This window comes from Acinetobacter nectaris CIP 110549 (assembly GCF_000488215.1).
GTDB classification, from domain to species: Bacteria; Pseudomonadota; Gammaproteobacteria; order Pseudomonadales; family Moraxellaceae; genus Acinetobacter; species Acinetobacter nectaris.
On sequence record NZ_KI530712.1, the window covers coordinates 511,040 to 528,080 of the forward strand.

Consider the following 17,041-nt stretch of genomic DNA (forward strand, 5'->3'; position numbering starts at 1 on the left):
TTATCAATTCTCAAAATAAGATTTTTTAATTATTTTAATAGATATATAAATACGATTATTTTCGTAAAGAAAGGCAATCCTTTCTTTACGTATAAAGCTTATTTTTTTAACGCAGATTCAATATCACTCATTAGCGTTTCTGGTTTGGTTGTTGGTGCATAACGACTCAGTACTTTACCATCACGACCTACCAAAAACTTTGTAAAGTTCCATTTTATATTATGTGTACCCAATACACCTTTTACTTCACGGGTTAAAAATCTAAAAATTGGATGCGCTTCAGGCCCTTTTACATCAACCTTAGCAAACATTGGAAAACTTACGCCGTAGTTTTTTTGACAAAATAATCCAATTTCACTATTTGGCGCAGGGTCTTGTCCTCCAAATTGATTACATGGAAAACCCAACACCTCTAAGCCTTGATCTTTGTATTGTTTGTATAATTTTTCTAAACCCGCAAACTGTGGTGTAAAGCCACACTTACTTGCTGTATTTACAATAAGTAAAACTTTACCCTCATAGTCAGAGAATTTTTTTTCAATCCCATTCAGTAATTCTGCTTCTAATTGGTAAATTGTTGTCATGGATATGTTTCCCCATCATTTTTTTCTTTTGTCTGTAAATTTAATGATGCTGAGTTGATACAATAACGCAGCCCTGTAGGTTGTGGACCATCTTCAAAAACATGGCCTAAATGTGCACCGCAATGATGACAAACAATTTCTGTTCTCATCATTCCATGACTTAAATCTTCATGTTCCTCTATGACAGCATGATTAACTGGCTGATAAAAACTTGGCCAACCACACCCACTGTCATACTTAGACTCAGATAAAAACAGTACTTCGCCACAACAGCGACACTTATACTCTCCTGCTTGTTTTGTATTCCAATATTTACCTGTAAAAGGTGCTTCAGTCCCTTTTTCTCGTGTAATTCGATATTCCTCTGGAGACAACTCTCGTTTCCATTCACGGTCAGTTTTATTGACTTTTCCCATGATGAACTCCTTTCAATCTATAAAATTCAATAGTCTAATTTCTTTTCTTTATATTTACGCTACCAAAGACTAAAATGCTAGCAATATTTCATATAGATTGTGCAAATTAAGTAATCTATTTTTTCCTTAACATACATACAATTGGACAAGACTATGCCGGTTATAGGTAACACCACACCACGCGAAATTAAAAAGTCATCTAAGTTAGAGCATGTTTGCTATGACATTCGTGGACCAGTGTTACGCGCCGCCAACGAAATGGAAGAGCAAGGGCACCGTATTATTAAACTAAACATTGGTAACCCTGCCCCTTTTGGTTTTGAAGCACCACAAGAAATTATTAATGATGTTGCGCTAAACTTGCCAAATGCTGTTGGCTATACAGACTCAAAAGGAATATTTCCTGCACGTAAAGCAATTTGCCAGTACTACCAACAAAAAGGTATTCGCAATATGCACGTAAACGATGTGTATATTGGTAACGGCGTATCTGAACTTATTGTCATGGCAATGCAAGGCTTACTTGATGATGGCGATGAAGTTCTCGTTCCAATGCCTGACTACCCATTATGGACGGCGGCAGTCAACCTTTCAGGTGGAACTGCAATTCACTATAAATGTGATGAAGAAGACAGTTGGTATCCTGACCTTGCAGATATGGAAAGTAAAATCACACAAAGTACACGTGGTATTGTGATTATTAATCCAAACAATCCAACAGGCTCAGTATATCCTCGCCATATTCTTGAAAAAATTATCGCATTGGCTAAGAAATATGATCTCATTTTATTTGCTGATGAAATTTACGACAAAATTGTATACGATGGAATTGAGCACGTATCTGTAGCCTCTCTGGCAGGTGATCAACTTTGTATTACCTTTAATGGTCTTTCTAAAGCATACCGTATTGCAGGTTATCGTTCGGGTTGGATGGCAATTACAGGCGATAAAACACGTGCAGAAGACTACATTGAAGGCTTAAATATGCTTGCTTCAATGCGTTTATGTGCAAACCATCAGGCACAGTATGCTATCCAAACCGCTTTAGGTGGCTACCAAACGATTAATGACCTGATTCGTCCGGGTGGTCGCTTATACGAACAGCGCAATATTGCATGGGAAATGCTGAATGAAATTCCGGGTGTCAGCTGTGTAAAACCAGAAGGTGCAATGTACTGTTTCCCTCGCTTAGACCCTGAAATTTACCCAATCCATGACGACGAGCGTTTAATGCTCGATCTATTACGTGCCGAGAAAGTATTACTCGTACAAGGAACAGGGTTTAATTGGCCAACGCCAGACCATTTCCGCGTTGTTTTCTTACCAGCCGAAAATGAGCTACGTGAAGCAATACAACGAATCGACCGCTTCTTAGCAACGATTCGCTAATCATTAAAAGGCTTTTTTATAAAGGCCTTTTTTTTTTCATTATTTAGGATATTTAAAGTTGTTATTATTTACTTGAGCACCAGCATATTTTTCATCCCATGTTTTGGCAACATCTACAGGCATTAAATGATAATCATAGCTCACCTTCCAAGACTGAGGCTTTGAAAACCGCTGTATACTCATTGGATAGCTGCCTATATCTGTAAAAGAAGTATTATTTTTCTTGTCATCCACTAGCCCTTTTTCATTACCCATTTCAAAAATATTATTCTCCGATAAAACTTTTGCACTTTGAGCAAGTGTGTAACCAAGGTGATATTGCTGAATTAAATTATTATAGACATGATAATAACCATACCTCATCAGTCCAGGCGAACGCACTTCAATATTACGATAAACATTATTTGAAATCGTCATACGCGGATAACCATTATAGTGCTCATCGTATTCATCACTTGGATAACCAAAAATCGCACCATAACGATGATTGGAAAATAATGAATTACTGATAGTGATACCATCTGCCAATGCACCTACATAAATGAGTTTATCTAAACTTCCATCATTGTCTGACCATTCATGCCCCACAAATGAGCAATGATCTATCCAATATTGCTTCCCAGATCGAATATATACTTGTATATCGTCATTCCCTTTTATATCTGGGCTATGCTTAAACACTAAATTTTCTAAAATAATATTTGCGGACTGATCTGATGTAATTAGATGAATATTATTTAAAATATTTTTACCACCAAATGCACCCACAATGGTTTTATTACGCCCAAGCGTTACACGTACTTTTGTGGGGGAGCTAATTTCTCCATTAATAATGATTATTTTACTTTGTGTATCACCCGCCTCTCGAATTAAACTCGGTAAATCTGTGACGACAACACGCTGCCCATTTTCTCCACCTGTTGTATTAAATTTCTTTGCAAAGCCATTCATATTCTTAGTATTTATATTAGGGTAGGCAATATCCTTTGCTTGTATTTGAAAAGATAATAACAATACCCCAAATAACCAAATTGCTTTCATTGTCATACTCCAAAGTTACACATTACTTTTAATACGATGAGTATCCACAAAGTTTCTTCTATTTTAATTAAAATTTCGAAATCAGATGTATCATCATCAAATACTTTCTATCGCCTATTTTTTGATAGATGCAAATCATCTATTTGCACCATTCAGTGCTAAAATACAACCTGATTGAATAAAAGGAATCGTTAATGCAGTTTGTTCACCTAGGTATCCACACAGAGTTTTCAATTACTGAATCAATTGTTCGCATACCTGAACTAATTAAAACTGCGGTTAAGGAAGAAATGCCCGCCTTAGCCTTAACAGACCTTTCAAATATTCATGCGGCGGTTAAGTTTTTTAAGTCATGTCAAAACAAAGGCATTAAGCCAATTTTAGGTGCAACAGTTCGACTTGAAGATGCTGAACACAAAGCAATATTATTGGCAATGTCTAATAAAGGTTGGCTCAATCTTACAGAAATTCTTTCTAGAGGATTCATTGAAGGACAACAATTAGATATTCCTTGCATCAAAAAAGAATGGATTTTAGAACAACAAGAAGATCTCATTGTATTACTTGGTATCAATAGTGATGTTGGGCAATTACTTTGCTCCTCTAACCCTCAAAAAGCAGAGCCTCTATTTGAAGCGTGGCATTCGCAATTTGGTAATCGGGTTTACTTTGCTCTTGCGCGCACACAACGCCCAAATGAAGAATTGTTTATTGCAGAAGCGACAAAACTGGCTGCAAAATATAACGTTGGGGTTGTCGCACACAATGACGTTCACTTCTTAAAAGAGACTGACTTTGAAGCCCATGAGGCGCGCGTCTGTATTGCTGATGGTTATGTACTCGCAGACCAAAGACGACCTCGCACATATAGTGCAGAACAATACTTCAAAACTGCTGAGGAAATGACAGCACTATTTTCAGATATTCCAAGCGCCATTCAAAATAGTGTAGAAATTGCGAAACGCTGTAATGTAAGTTTACAGCTTGGTAAATACTTCTTACCTGAATATCCAATTCCCGAAGGGTTTACCATTGACACCTACTTTGAGCATTTATCTAAAGAAGGTTTAGAAGAACGATTAAACCAGCTTTATCCTGTTGAAGCGCGTGATGAAGATTGGCCAAATATTAGAAAGCCTTATGATGAGCGTATTGCCTACGAGGTTGGCATTATTCTAAATATGGGTTTCCCCGGTTACTTTCTTATCGTCATGGACTTCATTCAATGGGCAAAGAATAACGGCGTTCCTGTTGGCCCCGGACGTGGTTCAGGTGCAGGCTCATTGGTCGCGTTTAGTCTAAAAATTACCGATCTAGACCCTTTACGCTACGACTTACTTTTTGAACGTTTCTTAAACCCTGAACGTGTTTCCATGCCTGACTTTGATGTTGACTTCTGTATCAGTGGTCGTGACCGAGTTATTGACTATGTCGCACGTCATTATGGTCGTGATGCTGTATCACAAATTGCAACTTTCGGAACAATGGCTGCGAAAGGGGCAATCCGCGATGTTGCACGCGTACTTGGGAAGTCTTATGGTCTTGCAGATCGTATTTCAAAAATGGTTCCAACCAAACCTCTTGGGGTAGATTTAGCAACTGCTATTGATATGGAACCACAGCTTAAAGATATTGTGACCAACCCATCTAACCCTGATAATGACGATGCAAGTGAAATTTGGGAAATGGCACTTAAACTCGAAGGTATTACTCGAAATACGGGTAAACATGCAGGTGGTGTTGTCATTGCACCCGGGAAAATTACCGACTTCTCTGCTGTATTGTCCGATGCAGATGGGACGAACCGTGTTGCACAGTACGATAAAGATGATGTTGAATCCGCAGGCTTAGTTAAATTTGACTTTTTGGGACTACGTAACCTTACCGTGATTGAAGATGCAGTTCAGAATATTAATAAACGCATCCAAAGTGCTGAACCACTCAATATTTCAGATGTACCATTAGATGACAGTAAAGCCTATAAAATCTTTGCTGAAGCCAATACTACTGCAGTATTCCAATTTGAATCTGTTGGTATGAAGCGCATGCTTAAAGAAGCGCGCCCAAGTAAATTTGAAGAAATTATTGCCTTCGTTTCTTTATATCGACCGGGTCCGATGGATCTTATTCCCGACTTCATACATCGTATGCATGGTGGTGAATTTGAGTATCTCCACCCTCTTCTTGAAGGTGTACTCGAACCTACCTACGGTATCATGGTTTATCAAGAACAGGTGATGCAAGCTGCACAGCTCTGCGCAGGTTATACACTTGGTGGCGCAGATTTGCTACGCCGTGCGATGGGTAAAAAGAAGCCTGAAGAAATGGTGAAACAACGCCAAATCTTCTTAAAAGGTGCGGCAGAAAAAGATATAGATGAAGCAACAGCAAACCATATCTTTGACTTTATGGAAAAGTTCGCAGGTTATGGTTTCAATAAATCACATGCGGCAGCTTATGCACTTGTTGCATACCATACAGCATGGCTAAAAGCACATTACCCTGCGGAATTCATGGCAGCCGTCATGACATCGGAAATGCAAGACACCGACAGTGTTGTTTTCCTTATTGATGACTGCCGTAATAATAAGTTAACCGTACTGCCACCATCTATCAACCAATCTATCTATCGCTTCCATGCCATTGATGCCCAAACCGTTGTTTACGGCTTAGGTGCAATTAAAGGTGTTGGCGAACAAGCTATGCAGTCTGTCATTGAATCACGTGAAAAGAACGGACTTTACCAAGATTTATTTGACTTCTGCCATCGTATCGACCTCAAAAAAATTAATAAAAGAACTTTAGAAGCACTCATTCGTGCGGGGGCATTAGACTGCCTAGGTATAGAGCGCTCAAGTCTTATGGCACAACTTCCTGAAGCTGTCCAAGCTGCTGAGCAAGCACGACAAAACCGTGAAACAGGTATTATGGACTTATTTGGCGAAGTTGAAGAAGTGCAAAGAAAGCCAGCTAAGCCTGTAAAACCATGGGCAGATGAAGTTCGCCTCAAAGGAGAAAAAGACACGCTAGGTCTTTATCTGACAGGTCACCCCATCGATGTTTACCGTCCTGAACTTAAATTTTTCATTCAGGCAAAACTCAATGAAATTACACCAACACGGCGTGGTCAAACGACCATCTTTGCAGGTTTAGTTTTAGATGTGGCAAACTTTCCAAACCGTGTGCTCATTACATTAGATGATGGTACCTCACGTTTAGAAATTAGCTGTAATCATGAACGTTTCCAACGCTTCAAAGAAGTTATACAAGTAGATCACGTTGTTGTTATGGAAGGTGAAATCTATGAGCGCGAAGGTTTTGACCGCCCAATGGCTCGACTTTCAAAAGCATTTAGCTTAAATGAAATTCGTCAAAAACGTGCCCAACATGTTCAAATTCAGCTCAAGTCAAATTTAATGACACCAACATTTGCTAATGAATTAAAAGCACTCATTCAACCCTTTTGCGATGTTGATATGTGTCAGCATATTCCTCTTTTATTTAAAGTCGATTTTGACTATGCCACAGCAGATATTCACCTATCTCCTGCATGGCGTATTGCACCCTTAGATGATGTGCTTGCAAAACTCAGAGATTATTTTGGTAAAGAAACCATTCATATCGAATATCAGGTGAAATCGAAAGCTGCAAAAGTTGCGGTACAGGAAAAAACAATACCATCACAGCCAACTTCTAATAACATGAGCATGGATGAAGCAATGGATCTTTACCATGCCGAAGTTAGCCAATACTCTTAATTTATCAGGACAAAACATGCAAGACTTGGATCAATCAAACACTTCTTCAAATTTAGGTCATATTCGTATTGTCATGGTAAATACAACCTTACCTGCAAATATTGGTAGTGCACTGCGTGCAATGAAAACAATGGAGATTTCTCAACTTGTTTTAGTTGCACCAAAAACATATCCTCACCCAGATATTGATGCGCTTGCCGCAGGTGCGACTGACTTAATCGATAAAATTAAAATTGTAGATACACTCGAAGAAGCGATTGAGGACTGTCACCTTGTATTTGGAACAAGTGCCCGTAGCCGAACTATTCCATGGCCGCTCTTAGATGTTCGACCTGCTGCTGAATTGGCATTAAAGAATATAACAGAACACCAGCAAGAAGTTGCTATTGTATTTGGACGTGAAGACCGTGGTCTTACCAATGAAGAATTGGCTTTAGCAAATTTTCATATGACCATCCCTGTTAATTCAGCATATGGTGTATTAAATGTTGCTCAGGCAATACAAATCGTGTGCTATGAACTTCGTATGGCTTCACTCAATATTTGCTCGGCTGAAACTACCAATACATCAACAGATAAAATGCCTGTTACAGATCAGGCAGACATGGTTTGGGATGAACCTCTTGTGACACAAAAACAAATGCAAGAATTCTACCCACACATGGAAAAAATGCTTGAAGATATTGAGTTTTTAGACCCTCAAAACCCACGCCTTTTACCACTACGTTTAAGACGACTATTTGGTCGTATACAACTAGACCGTATGGAATATAATCTACTACGTGGGGTATTTAGCCGTGTGCAAGCAATGAGTCATGGAACATGGAAAAACAATAATAATCACAATGAGGATTGATTATGCTAAAACAGCTTAAAGAGGATATTCAAGCCGTTTTCACACGAGATCCGGCTGCTCGAAATACATTAGAAGTGTTAGTTACATACCCCGGCATACATGCACTCATTTTTCATCGCATGGCTCATGAACTTTGGAAAAAAGAATTTAAAGTGAGTGCGCGAACACTTTCTGCTATAAGCCGCTTTACAACAGGTATCGAAATCCATCCCGGTGCTAAAATTGGTCGGCGCTTTTTCATTGACCATGGTATGGGTGTTGTTATTGGTGAAACAGCAGAAATTGGAGATGATGTTACGCTATATCACGGTGTTACCTTAGGTGGAATAACATGGAATAAGGGCAAACGACACCCTACGCTGGAAGATGGCGTTATTGTAGGTGCTGGCGCTAAAATTTTGGGGCCATTTACTGTTGGTAAGAATGCTAAAATTGGCTCAAACACAGTTGTAACTAAAGCTGTTCCTGCCGATGTTACTGCTGTGGGAAGCCCTGCACGCTATATCTATAAAGATACCAATAAAGATGAACAAGAACAGCGCAGACGTGACTATGCAAAAAGTATTGGTTTTCAGCAATACGGTACATCTACAGACTACCCCGACCCTATACTTGATGGGATGCGAGTACTTCTAGACCGCTTGCAGCAAAATGAAAACCGTATGAATACGCTATGCCAGCGTTTATCCTTGCTTGACCCTACGTACAAAAAAGAACCTCAAGACCATCCTCCTTTAAGTCAGGAAGAGTTAAAAATTTTAGAAAATGTACGACGTGAGTGTGAATCATACAATCAGTAATCAAAAGTTTAACTTTGTTACATGCTTTACATTGCATGAATATTTTCTTTTACATTAGACTCATGCTAAATAACTTTCAACAACAATATTGATATCGGACATACTTATGAAATTTAAAGTATTGGCAACAACACTAATTACAGCTTCTGTATTATCTGCATGTAGTACAATTACTCCATCTAAAAATAATAATACACATACAACAGCATCAAAAGCGGAAGCTCAGCAGCCAGTTATTTTTAAAGAACCTGCATTACCAAAACCATTTTATGCACTTAATCCAAGTGACTATGATGCACCATCAAAATTTGAAATTGATCTAAAAAAAGCAGATGCTCAACCTGTAACTAAAATGGTTGTGACAAGTCAACAAGATCCCTCTAAAACTGTCACGCTTGATGTAAACCATCTGATTATTCCAACTATTGATGCTAAAAAGCCTGAAATGACCTATGCACCTTTAGCAGGTCAAAATCAATTAGATGTGACTGCAATAGATGACTTCATTCAAATGGTTGAAGGTCAAGCACGTCATTACCCACCTCAGTTTACAAGTAAAAATGTACGTCGTGGCTTTGAAAATAAATTACGCCAAGTTAGCCAAGAATTAGATAAATATGCAGCTAAAGATAATGCATCATACGATATCTTATTACGTGCTTTTAAAACAAGCGTACTTGCACGTAACTTAGATTTAGGGCCACAGTTTACAACAAAATCATTAACTTATGGTCAACGTCTATTAAAAATGACTCCAAATGATTCACTAGTAAACTTCTGGTTCGGATTTAATTTATCTGAAGGTGGTGGTCAACGTGAGGCGATTCCTTACTTAGATAAAGCGATTAAAGGTGGTGTTCAAGAAGCGTATCTATCTGCTGCAAATAATTATCTTTACTTAGAACATAATAAAAATGCAATTACAACATTACGTAATTATAAATTAAAATACCCTGAAGAAACGCAAGTTGTCGATCGTTTAATTAAAGAGATTCAAACACAAGGTCGTACAAATGTTTGGGAAAATCTTGCAGATATGAAAAAAGGTCGCTACTAAGCACTATTCTTACTCCTTTAATTTAAGGTTACCGTAAAGGTAGCCTTTTTTTATATTTAAATTCCTTACAGTTTGGCGTATATTCCACAGATTATTTATCTTTTTATTCGACTTTATGCTTAACTTTACAGCGAAATATCAATTCATCGTATCATCGCTCGTACTTACTTCAATTGCTTTAACAGGATGTCAAACTGTTAGTGTGAAACAGCAAGCATTCAATATCACTATTACCAATGAACGTGACAGCATACTGACACATGATAAACTCAGTGAAGCGAGCCTAAATGTACTTTCTATGACAGGTAGAGAGTCTAAAACCTGTATGAATGAGCCAGCCTCATGTTTAGCAGATATCAAGCAGATTCCACAAGTCCCAAACGAACAGTTTTTTTCAACAGCAAGTGAGCTGTATCTCGCAAAAGCGATGTCTTTAGAAAAAACATCAGCCTGCAAATCAAAAATAAAAGAAAATAGTGTATTAACAGATAGACAAAAAGAAAAATTAGCGGCACAAAACCAATGTATTAATGAAGAGTTACTCATGCTTGACCATAGTATTCGCTATAGTTATGCATACTTATTCAAAACAGAAAGACATCCCGACCAACGCATTTTTGACAATAGACAAGTCCAAGTACGTGACTTTTATAATCAGGCAACTGCAAAGTTATTGATGCTTTCATCCACACAACGACCAGCAAATACGTCTAATGAAAGCTTCAATATTGGTAATAATAAATACATTATGGACTTTTCAGATTATCCTCAATTACAAAATCATAAAATTGAAGACTTTATATCAAGCTATAACTTAAATTTTTCAGGACTACGCTCAATTAATCGTCGTGATGGTTTTGGATCAGAATTTGTTACTGTGCTGCCAAGGCCTAAAATGCCTGAAGAGAATAAGTATATTCTCGACCCACTACGCCATACATTTAAAGATACTGTAAATCCCAACATTCACCCACCACAATATTTAGCAACAACAATTGCTATTGAGCCTGAAGCACATACAAGCCTCAACGCTCTTTTAACAAATGCACCTCTGCTCATAAAAACTTATGACCCTTATCAAAAAGAAAATATTACCGTTGAAGGTCAATCTTATCCTCTAGCAGCAAATTTCTCTGCACCTTATGGCCTTTGGCTTGCAAACAACAACTTAGGGCGCGCTGCTTATCTGTCTTTAATTGATAGAGATCAACAACTCATCATGCCTCATCTTTATATGCTTGAACCATATAATCCTAATAAAAAAATCATTGTTTTAGTACATGGGCTTGCAAGTAGTCCTGAAGCATGGGTTCGACTGACCAACGATATTATGGGAGATAAAGTACTTCGAGAGCACTACCAAGTTTGGCAAATCTTCTATTCAACCAATATGCCAATGATCGAAAGTCGTTATCAAATTTATGCAATTATTACTCAAGCCTTTGGACAGCTAGATCAAAATTCGCCTTCTGCAAAAGATGCGGTACTTATTGGGCATAGTATGGGTGGAGTAATTTCTCGACTATTAGTGAGTAACGCAGATATTAGTCAAAATGCCTTTAAACTCATAAAATCGAAGCAACTGAGTAAACATAACAAAGACCCTATCGTATTAGAACGCCTACAAATACATTCAATTAATAACTTTGATCGTGCTGTGTTTCTTGCATCACCTCATCGAGGAACAGAATATGCAGACCGTTGGTTCACTCGTGCTGCACGTAAAATCATCCGCCTCCCAGGGGCATTTCTAGGAGCTGTTGCAGACTCATTCCAAGGTGAAATTAGCCCTAAAGACTTTATTAAAATAGTTGATAATGGACTGATACAAAACGGACCAAGTGATCTCAGCTATAAATCCAAGTTTATGTTATTGACAGAAAATATTATGCCTAAGTCTGGTTTAGAATATCACTCTGTTATTGGCAATATTACAAATAGCACCGATCCTAATGTTATTAGCGATGGTATTGTACCGTACAAAAGTGCACACCTTGCAGGTGCTGAATCAGAAAAAATTATTCATGGAGGCCACTCCATTCAAGAAACGCCTGAAGCTGTGCTTGAATTACGTAGAATCTTACGTTTACACCTTATCGAGCATGGTTTATATAAACCATCAAAAAATAATTAGAAATATATAAAAATGGGCACAAAATTGTGCCCATTTTTTAATGCATAGCATGACTTGGTCTTTCTAATGCAATAAAGCTCAGATAAAAAGGTAAACAGTCTATATTTAATTGAATACAAGATTCTTTTTTCAAATCTTCCAACCATGCTGTTGCAATTACTTGATTTATCTTTTGATCATATTTTAGCGAATAAATATAAAAATCTTCTTCTGCAATGGTCTGATTCTTGTACCAAAAATCATGATCAAGACTTTGTAAGTTTTTCACAAATGAAGAAGTCCACTTATGACCAAACCAAAGTTGTAACAGATCGCCTAAATATAATTTTTGATCACTCACAATTGAGAATTTTATAGATGCACACTCTACAGATTGGTAATATTGTTCAGAAGTCTGCAGAATTTGAATATAATTTTTTTGATACCAACCTAAATTATCAAAAATAGATTGAATTGTTAAAGTATGCATAGGAAGGCATTCTCCATTTTAGCCATTTTAGTGCTGGCAAGTTAGATTAAATCCACACTGTTTCAATAAAACTTGAAACACTTGTCTTGTTACTGCGCCTACTTTACCAATATTTAAGATAAGTATGCAAATATTTTTCATAACTACTTTCTCGATGTTCAAATAAAATACATACGTGTATATTTTCAAGAAAAATTGCTATGTTTACATTGACCTAAAGCGAATTATCTATATAATGGCCTACAGATTCTCCAATAGCTCAGTCGGTAGAGCGACGGACTGTTAATCCGCAGGTCCCTGGTTCGAGCCCAGGTTGGAGAGCCAAATACCAAAAAGCCCACTGCACAAATGTGGGCTTTTTTTTGCATATAAAAAACCGAGTAACTACTCGGTTTTTTTAGGTATTCCACTATGAAATCTAAAAACTGTATCAGGTTGTAAAATTAGATTTTTTTCAACTGCTCTGAAATGTGAAATACGATCACGGATATCTTCTTCAGGATTTTTCATCTTTGCTGTTTTAGCCACATCCATTGCTAAAGCCAGATAGTCTTCATAATGTCGTGACTCAGATTTAAGCAAGTAGCGATAATAACGCCCTAACTCATCATCAACTAATGGTGATAAAGCATAAAACCGTTCACATGAACGTGCCTCTACAAAAGCTCCAACAACTAAAATATCAACCAATGCTTCAGGTTCATATGTACGAATATCTTTTCTAAGCCCTGCAGCATAGCGGCCTGCACTTAAAGCTTTCCATTCTTGTCTACGCTGCTTCATTAAGCCTAGAACTTGTTCATAGTGAAGCATTTCCTCACGTACAAGTTGTGCTAGCTTGACTTGTAAATCTGTAAAAAAGCTATAGCGAAACATAAGATTCATTGCAGTACCTGCTGCTTTCTTTTCACAGTTTGCATGATCTTGCATTAATAACTCTAAGTTATTTGTTGCCTCATCAAGCCATGCTTTCGGTGTTTCACATCCAAGAAATTGAATAACAGGTTGCATTAATTGATCAAAATTTACGGTTGACATACTTACTCATCTCTCAGCTAAAATTGCCGCCTTCATTTGAGAAACAGCTGTCGTTAATCCTAGAAAAACACTTTCAGCAATAATGGAATGACCTATATTCAACTCGTTTATTTCTGGTATTCTTGCAATAGCCCCCACGTTTTTTAAATTTAGGCCATGGCCTGCATTTACAACTAGACCTTTTCCTGCTGCATATTTTGTCGCATGTATAATACGTTGTAACTCTGTATATTGCTGTTCATCGGTTTCTGCATCAGCATAAGCGCCTGTATGCAACTCTATTGTAGGTGCACCACACGCAATTGCAGCATCTATTTGCTTCTCATCAGCATCAATAAACAGTGACACATCACAGCCAATATCTTTAAGTACCTGTGTTGCAGCTCTAACCTTTTCTAATTGTGAAACGACATCTAGACCACCTTCTGTGGTCAGCTCTTGGCGGCGTTCGGGCACAAAACAAATATGCTCAGGTTTAATTTCTTTAGCAAACTCAACCATTTCATCTGTTACAGCTAACTCAAGATTCATACGTGTTTTCAATTTTGAACGCATGCGCCTAACATCATCATCTTGAATATGACGACGATCTTCTCTTAAATGTAAAGTAATCCCCTCTGCACCTGCTTCTTCACAAAGTAAAGCAGCTTCGACAGGATCGGGATATGTTGTACCTCTCGCCTGCCTTAAGGTTGCAACATGATCAATATTAACGCCGAGTAAGATAGACATAAATATTCCTATTTAGTTTGAAGTTGATGATGTTGAATCCATAATTGGCGACTTTTTAAAGGTCGATCACCAAGTAAAGATGTTATTAACTGTCTGTAGAAGTGATTCACAAATTGTAACTGGCATAAATTGAATTCATCTTTAAAATCATATGACTTCATAGACAGTATATGGTTACCTGAAAATGTTCCCATAGTTTTATCTGATATTATAAACCCATCACTTAGGCTAAACATATAATTTTTATCAGAAAGAATCTTTTTCCCTGATGCATCTACTGAAAAATCTAATCTATATCCTAACTCTTCAAGTAAAATATACTCAAACTTCCTAAGTAATTGACGTATAAACAAAGACTTTTGGGGCTGACTTTCTAAAGATTGTAACTGATATATTGTATGATGATATTGAAGGTATGTTTTTGGCATTGCTTCTTCTAATAAACAAAGTTTCAGAAGTATTTCATTTAAATAGAAACCACAAAAATACGCATCGCCTTGAAAAAATATTGGTTTATTTTCAATTTCAAGCTGATTAAAACTTTTAAGTTCAGACTTTCCTGAAGCTAAAAGCTGTATTGGTTGGAATAAAGGAGGTACAGAACGTCTTAATACACCATCTATTCGACCATATTCATCACTAAACAAGTGTACAATATGGCTACGTTCTCTATATTTACGGTAATGGATTACATATCCATGTAAAGTCTCATTCCGCATTTAATCTTTCTTATCATCATCACCATCTGGTATGGCTGCCTTAACAACAGCTGTTGTTCCTTTCACAACACCTTTTGTCGTTTTATATGCTACTTTAACAGGTAAAGTCACAACGCTTGTAATACACCCTTGCAACAACAGCATCGTTGCAATTACACATACCCATTTTGTCATGACTTCACCTATTTTACTTATAATTTATATATCACTATAACCTAAGCTTTTTAAAGCACGTTCATCATCTGACCAACCGCCTTTAACTTTAACCCATAGTGTTAGCATGATTTTTTGCTCAAACATTTTTTCCATGTCGAAGCGTGCTTCCATACCAATCTTTTTAAGCTTTGTACCTTTATCACCAATTACAATTGCTTTTTGTCCAGAACGATCTACAAAAATTGTTGCATCGATATAAGTACAAGCAGGCTTAAGCTTGCCTGTTTTTTCATTTAAAATAGGCTCTTCTGTTTTAAATGTTTCAATCTGAACTGTTAAGTCATATGGTAGTTCTTCACCCAATTGACGCATAATTTTTTCACGAATAATTTCACTCGCTAAAAAACGTTCAGAACGATCTGTTACCTGATCAAAAGAATACAAAGGTTGTGAAAACGGTAGATACTTTTCAATTGTATCACGCAAGTGTTCAAGATTTGCACCACGAAGCGCAGACACTGGAACAATTTCTACAAAGTTCATTAACTTTGTACGCTCTTGAATCAATGGCAGAAGCATCTTACGATCTTCTAATGTATCAATTTTATTGATTACCAAGATTACAGGCATTTCTGCATCTTGTAGCTTTTCTAATACAAGCTCATCATTTTGAGTCCACTTACGCCCATCAACCACGAATAAAACTAGATTCACATCACGTAGTGCAGAGTTTGCAGCACGATTCATCATTTTGTTGATGGCACGTACTTCTTTTTTATGCATTCCCGGCGTATCTACATAAACTGCCTGAGATTTCTCGCGTGTATCTATACCTACAATTTTATGACGTGTAGTTTGTGGCTTACGTGAAGTAATTGAAAGCTTCTGCCCTAACAAGTGATTCATCAATGTTGACTTACCAACATTTGGTCTGCCCACAATTGCAACGAACCCACTCTTAAAATCAGCAGGAATTTCAATATTCTGTGAACTAAAAAACTGATCAATTAAATCATGTTTTTCAGATGGTGCATTGTTATCATCATGGTTTTGATCGGATGACATTGTCATGCAGTTTTTTGCTCCAATAATTTCAAAATTTCAGCCGCAGCCGCTTGTTCTGCAAACCGACGACTACTACCTTGCCCTTCTGTTACAGTAAAATCTTCTACACGACAAACCACTTTAAAGTGTTGATTTGGTGCATCTCCTTGAATATCCGTAACTTCGTAGATAGGTAAAGGCTTTTTACGTGCTTGTAAGTACTCTTGTAACCTAGATTTAGGATCTTTGAGTTGATCTGTTGGCTCAATATGCTCTAAATAAGGTTGGTACCAAGTTAGAACGATTTTTTTAAGAAAATCTAGACTTTCACAATCTACATAAATAGCGCCAATAATAGCTTCAACAGTATCAGCTAATATAGACTCACGATGATGACCACCAGATTTCAATTCTCCAGTACTCATAATCATATATGGACTAAGTTTCAAATCGTTTGCAATTTTCCCCAAAGCCTCTTGTCTTACTAAACTTGCTCGCATACGCGTCAAGCGCCCTTCGTTTTCATAAGGATAAGTCTGATATAGGTAGTTTGCGATAATCATACCTAATAATGAGTCACCTAAGAACTCTAGACGCTCATAATTATACTTATGGCTTACAGATCTGTGGGTTAACGCAAGTTTTAATAACTCAGTATTTTTAAACTCATAACCAATTTGTAAAGCTAAACGCTGATTATTTAGCTTGGACTGTCCTTTGGTCAAAACTTTTCTCGATGGTTAAATAATGAATACTTAAAAGCGAATGCTTTATGTCCTTAATACGTTTGTAATGGTTTTGAGTATTTACTACGAATGTCGAAATTCATCTCTTATATAAAAGATTTT

General features: G+C 37.2%; 16 protein-coding genes and 1 tRNA gene. 7 read left to right on the forward strand and 10 right to left on the reverse strand.

The window, feature by feature from the left end:
* Positions 1 to 98 precede the first annotated feature (98 nt).
* Together P256_RS02635 and msrB are read right to left on the reverse strand one after the other, a co-directional pair.
* Positions 99 to 584, reverse strand: a complete 486-nt coding sequence (locus P256_RS02635) for a glutathione peroxidase (RefSeq protein ID WP_023272138.1) — start codon at positions 582 to 584, stop codon at positions 99 to 101.
* The gene (gene msrB / locus P256_RS02640) at positions 581 to 1,000 is read right to left on the reverse strand and encodes a peptide-methionine (R)-S-oxide reductase MsrB (RefSeq protein ID WP_023272139.1); all 420 of its coding nucleotides are present in this window, start codon (positions 998 to 1,000) and stop codon (positions 581 to 583) included. The genes P256_RS02635 and msrB overlap by 4 nt, the downstream gene beginning before the upstream one ends.
* Positions 1,001 to 1,153: 153 nt before the next feature.
* Between msrB and P256_RS02645 the strand changes: the two genes are divergently transcribed.
* Positions 1,154 to 2,389 (forward strand): pyridoxal phosphate-dependent aminotransferase, encoded by a 1,236-nt coding sequence (locus tag P256_RS02645; RefSeq protein ID WP_023272140.1) that lies wholly within the window; start codon positions 1,154 to 1,156, stop codon positions 2,387 to 2,389.
* A 39-nt stretch (positions 2,390 to 2,428) separates the two neighbouring features.
* On the opposite strand, the gene P256_RS02650 is transcribed toward P256_RS02645, so the two are convergent.
* Positions 2,429 to 3,430: a pectate lyase family protein gene (locus P256_RS02650; RefSeq protein WP_023272141.1), complete on the reverse strand. Its 1,002-nt coding sequence runs from the start codon at positions 3,428 to 3,430 to the stop codon at positions 2,429 to 2,431.
* 194 nt (positions 3,431 to 3,624) lie between these two features.
* Between P256_RS02650 and dnaE the strand changes: the two genes are divergently transcribed.
* From dnaE to P256_RS02675, 5 genes are all read left to right on the forward strand, one after another.
* Positions 3,625 to 7,188: a DNA polymerase III subunit alpha gene (gene dnaE / locus P256_RS02655; protein ID WP_023272142.1), complete on the forward strand. Its 3,564-nt coding sequence runs from the start codon at positions 3,625 to 3,627 to the stop codon at positions 7,186 to 7,188.
* Positions 7,189 to 7,204: 16 nt separating this feature from the next.
* Positions 7,205 to 8,044, forward strand: a complete 840-nt coding sequence (locus tag P256_RS02660) for an RNA methyltransferase (protein WP_023272143.1) — start codon at positions 7,205 to 7,207, stop codon at positions 8,042 to 8,044.
* A 2-nt stretch (positions 8,045 to 8,046) separates the two neighbouring features.
* Entirely contained in the window at positions 8,047 to 8,844 is a 798-nt protein-coding gene (cysE, locus tag P256_RS02665; protein WP_023272144.1) for a serine O-acetyltransferase, read from the forward strand.
* Between the two features lie 106 nt (positions 8,845 to 8,950).
* A complete protein-coding gene (locus P256_RS02670) occupies positions 8,951 to 9,901 on the forward strand; it encodes an ABUW_2363 family tetratricopeptide repeat lipoprotein (protein ID WP_023272145.1) in 951 nt (316 codons plus the stop codon).
* A gap of 115 nt (positions 9,902 to 10,016) precedes the next feature.
* Positions 10,017 to 12,035 carry an esterase/lipase family protein gene (locus P256_RS02675; RefSeq protein WP_023272146.1) on the forward strand — a complete coding sequence of 673 codons (2,019 nt, stop codon included), beginning with the start codon at positions 10,017 to 10,019 and terminating at the stop codon, positions 12,033 to 12,035.
* Positions 12,036 to 12,072: 37 nt separating this feature from the next.
* Here P256_RS02675 and P256_RS02680 read toward each other — a convergent pair whose 3' ends face one another.
* Positions 12,073 to 12,504 (reverse strand): hypothetical protein, encoded by a 432-nt coding sequence (locus P256_RS02680; protein ID WP_023272147.1) that lies wholly within the window; start codon positions 12,502 to 12,504, stop codon positions 12,073 to 12,075.
* Between the two features lie 248 nt (positions 12,505 to 12,752).
* Between P256_RS02680 and P256_RS02685 the strand changes: the two genes are divergently transcribed.
* A tRNA-Asn gene (locus P256_RS02685) sits at positions 12,753 to 12,828 on the forward strand.
* A gap of 60 nt (positions 12,829 to 12,888) precedes the next feature.
* Here the strand turns inward: P256_RS02685 and miaE are convergent.
* Genes miaE through rnc form a run of 6 tightly spaced genes read right to left on the reverse strand, consistent with a single transcriptional unit; the run spans position 12,889 to position 16,918 of the window.
* Positions 12,889 to 13,542 carry a MiaE family protein gene (miaE, locus tag P256_RS02690; protein WP_023272148.1) on the reverse strand — a complete coding sequence of 218 codons (654 nt, stop codon included), beginning with the start codon at positions 13,540 to 13,542 and terminating at the stop codon, positions 12,889 to 12,891.
* 6 nt (positions 13,543 to 13,548) lie between these two features.
* Positions 13,549 to 14,274: a pyridoxine 5'-phosphate synthase gene (gene pdxJ, locus P256_RS02695; RefSeq protein ID WP_023272149.1), complete on the reverse strand. Its 726-nt coding sequence runs from the start codon at positions 14,272 to 14,274 to the stop codon at positions 13,549 to 13,551.
* 8 nt (positions 14,275 to 14,282) lie between these two features.
* Positions 14,283 to 14,993 (reverse strand): DNA repair protein RecO, encoded by a 711-nt coding sequence (gene recO / locus P256_RS02700; RefSeq protein ID WP_023272150.1) that lies wholly within the window; start codon positions 14,991 to 14,993, stop codon positions 14,283 to 14,285.
* A complete protein-coding gene (locus tag P256_RS13260) occupies positions 14,994 to 15,167 on the reverse strand; it encodes an NF038104 family lipoprotein (RefSeq protein ID WP_023272151.1) in 174 nt (57 codons plus the stop codon).
* A 24-nt stretch (positions 15,168 to 15,191) separates the two neighbouring features.
* Positions 15,192 to 16,214, reverse strand: coding sequence for a GTPase Era (era, locus tag P256_RS02705; protein ID WP_171068510.1), 1,023 nt, complete (start codon positions 16,212 to 16,214; stop codon positions 15,192 to 15,194).
* 2 nt (positions 16,215 to 16,216) lie between these two features.
* On the reverse strand, positions 16,217 to 16,918 hold the full coding sequence (gene rnc, locus P256_RS02710; protein ID WP_023272153.1) for a ribonuclease III: 702 nt from the start codon (positions 16,916 to 16,918) through the stop codon (positions 16,217 to 16,219).
* Between the last annotated feature and the right edge of the window lie 123 nt (positions 16,919 to 17,041).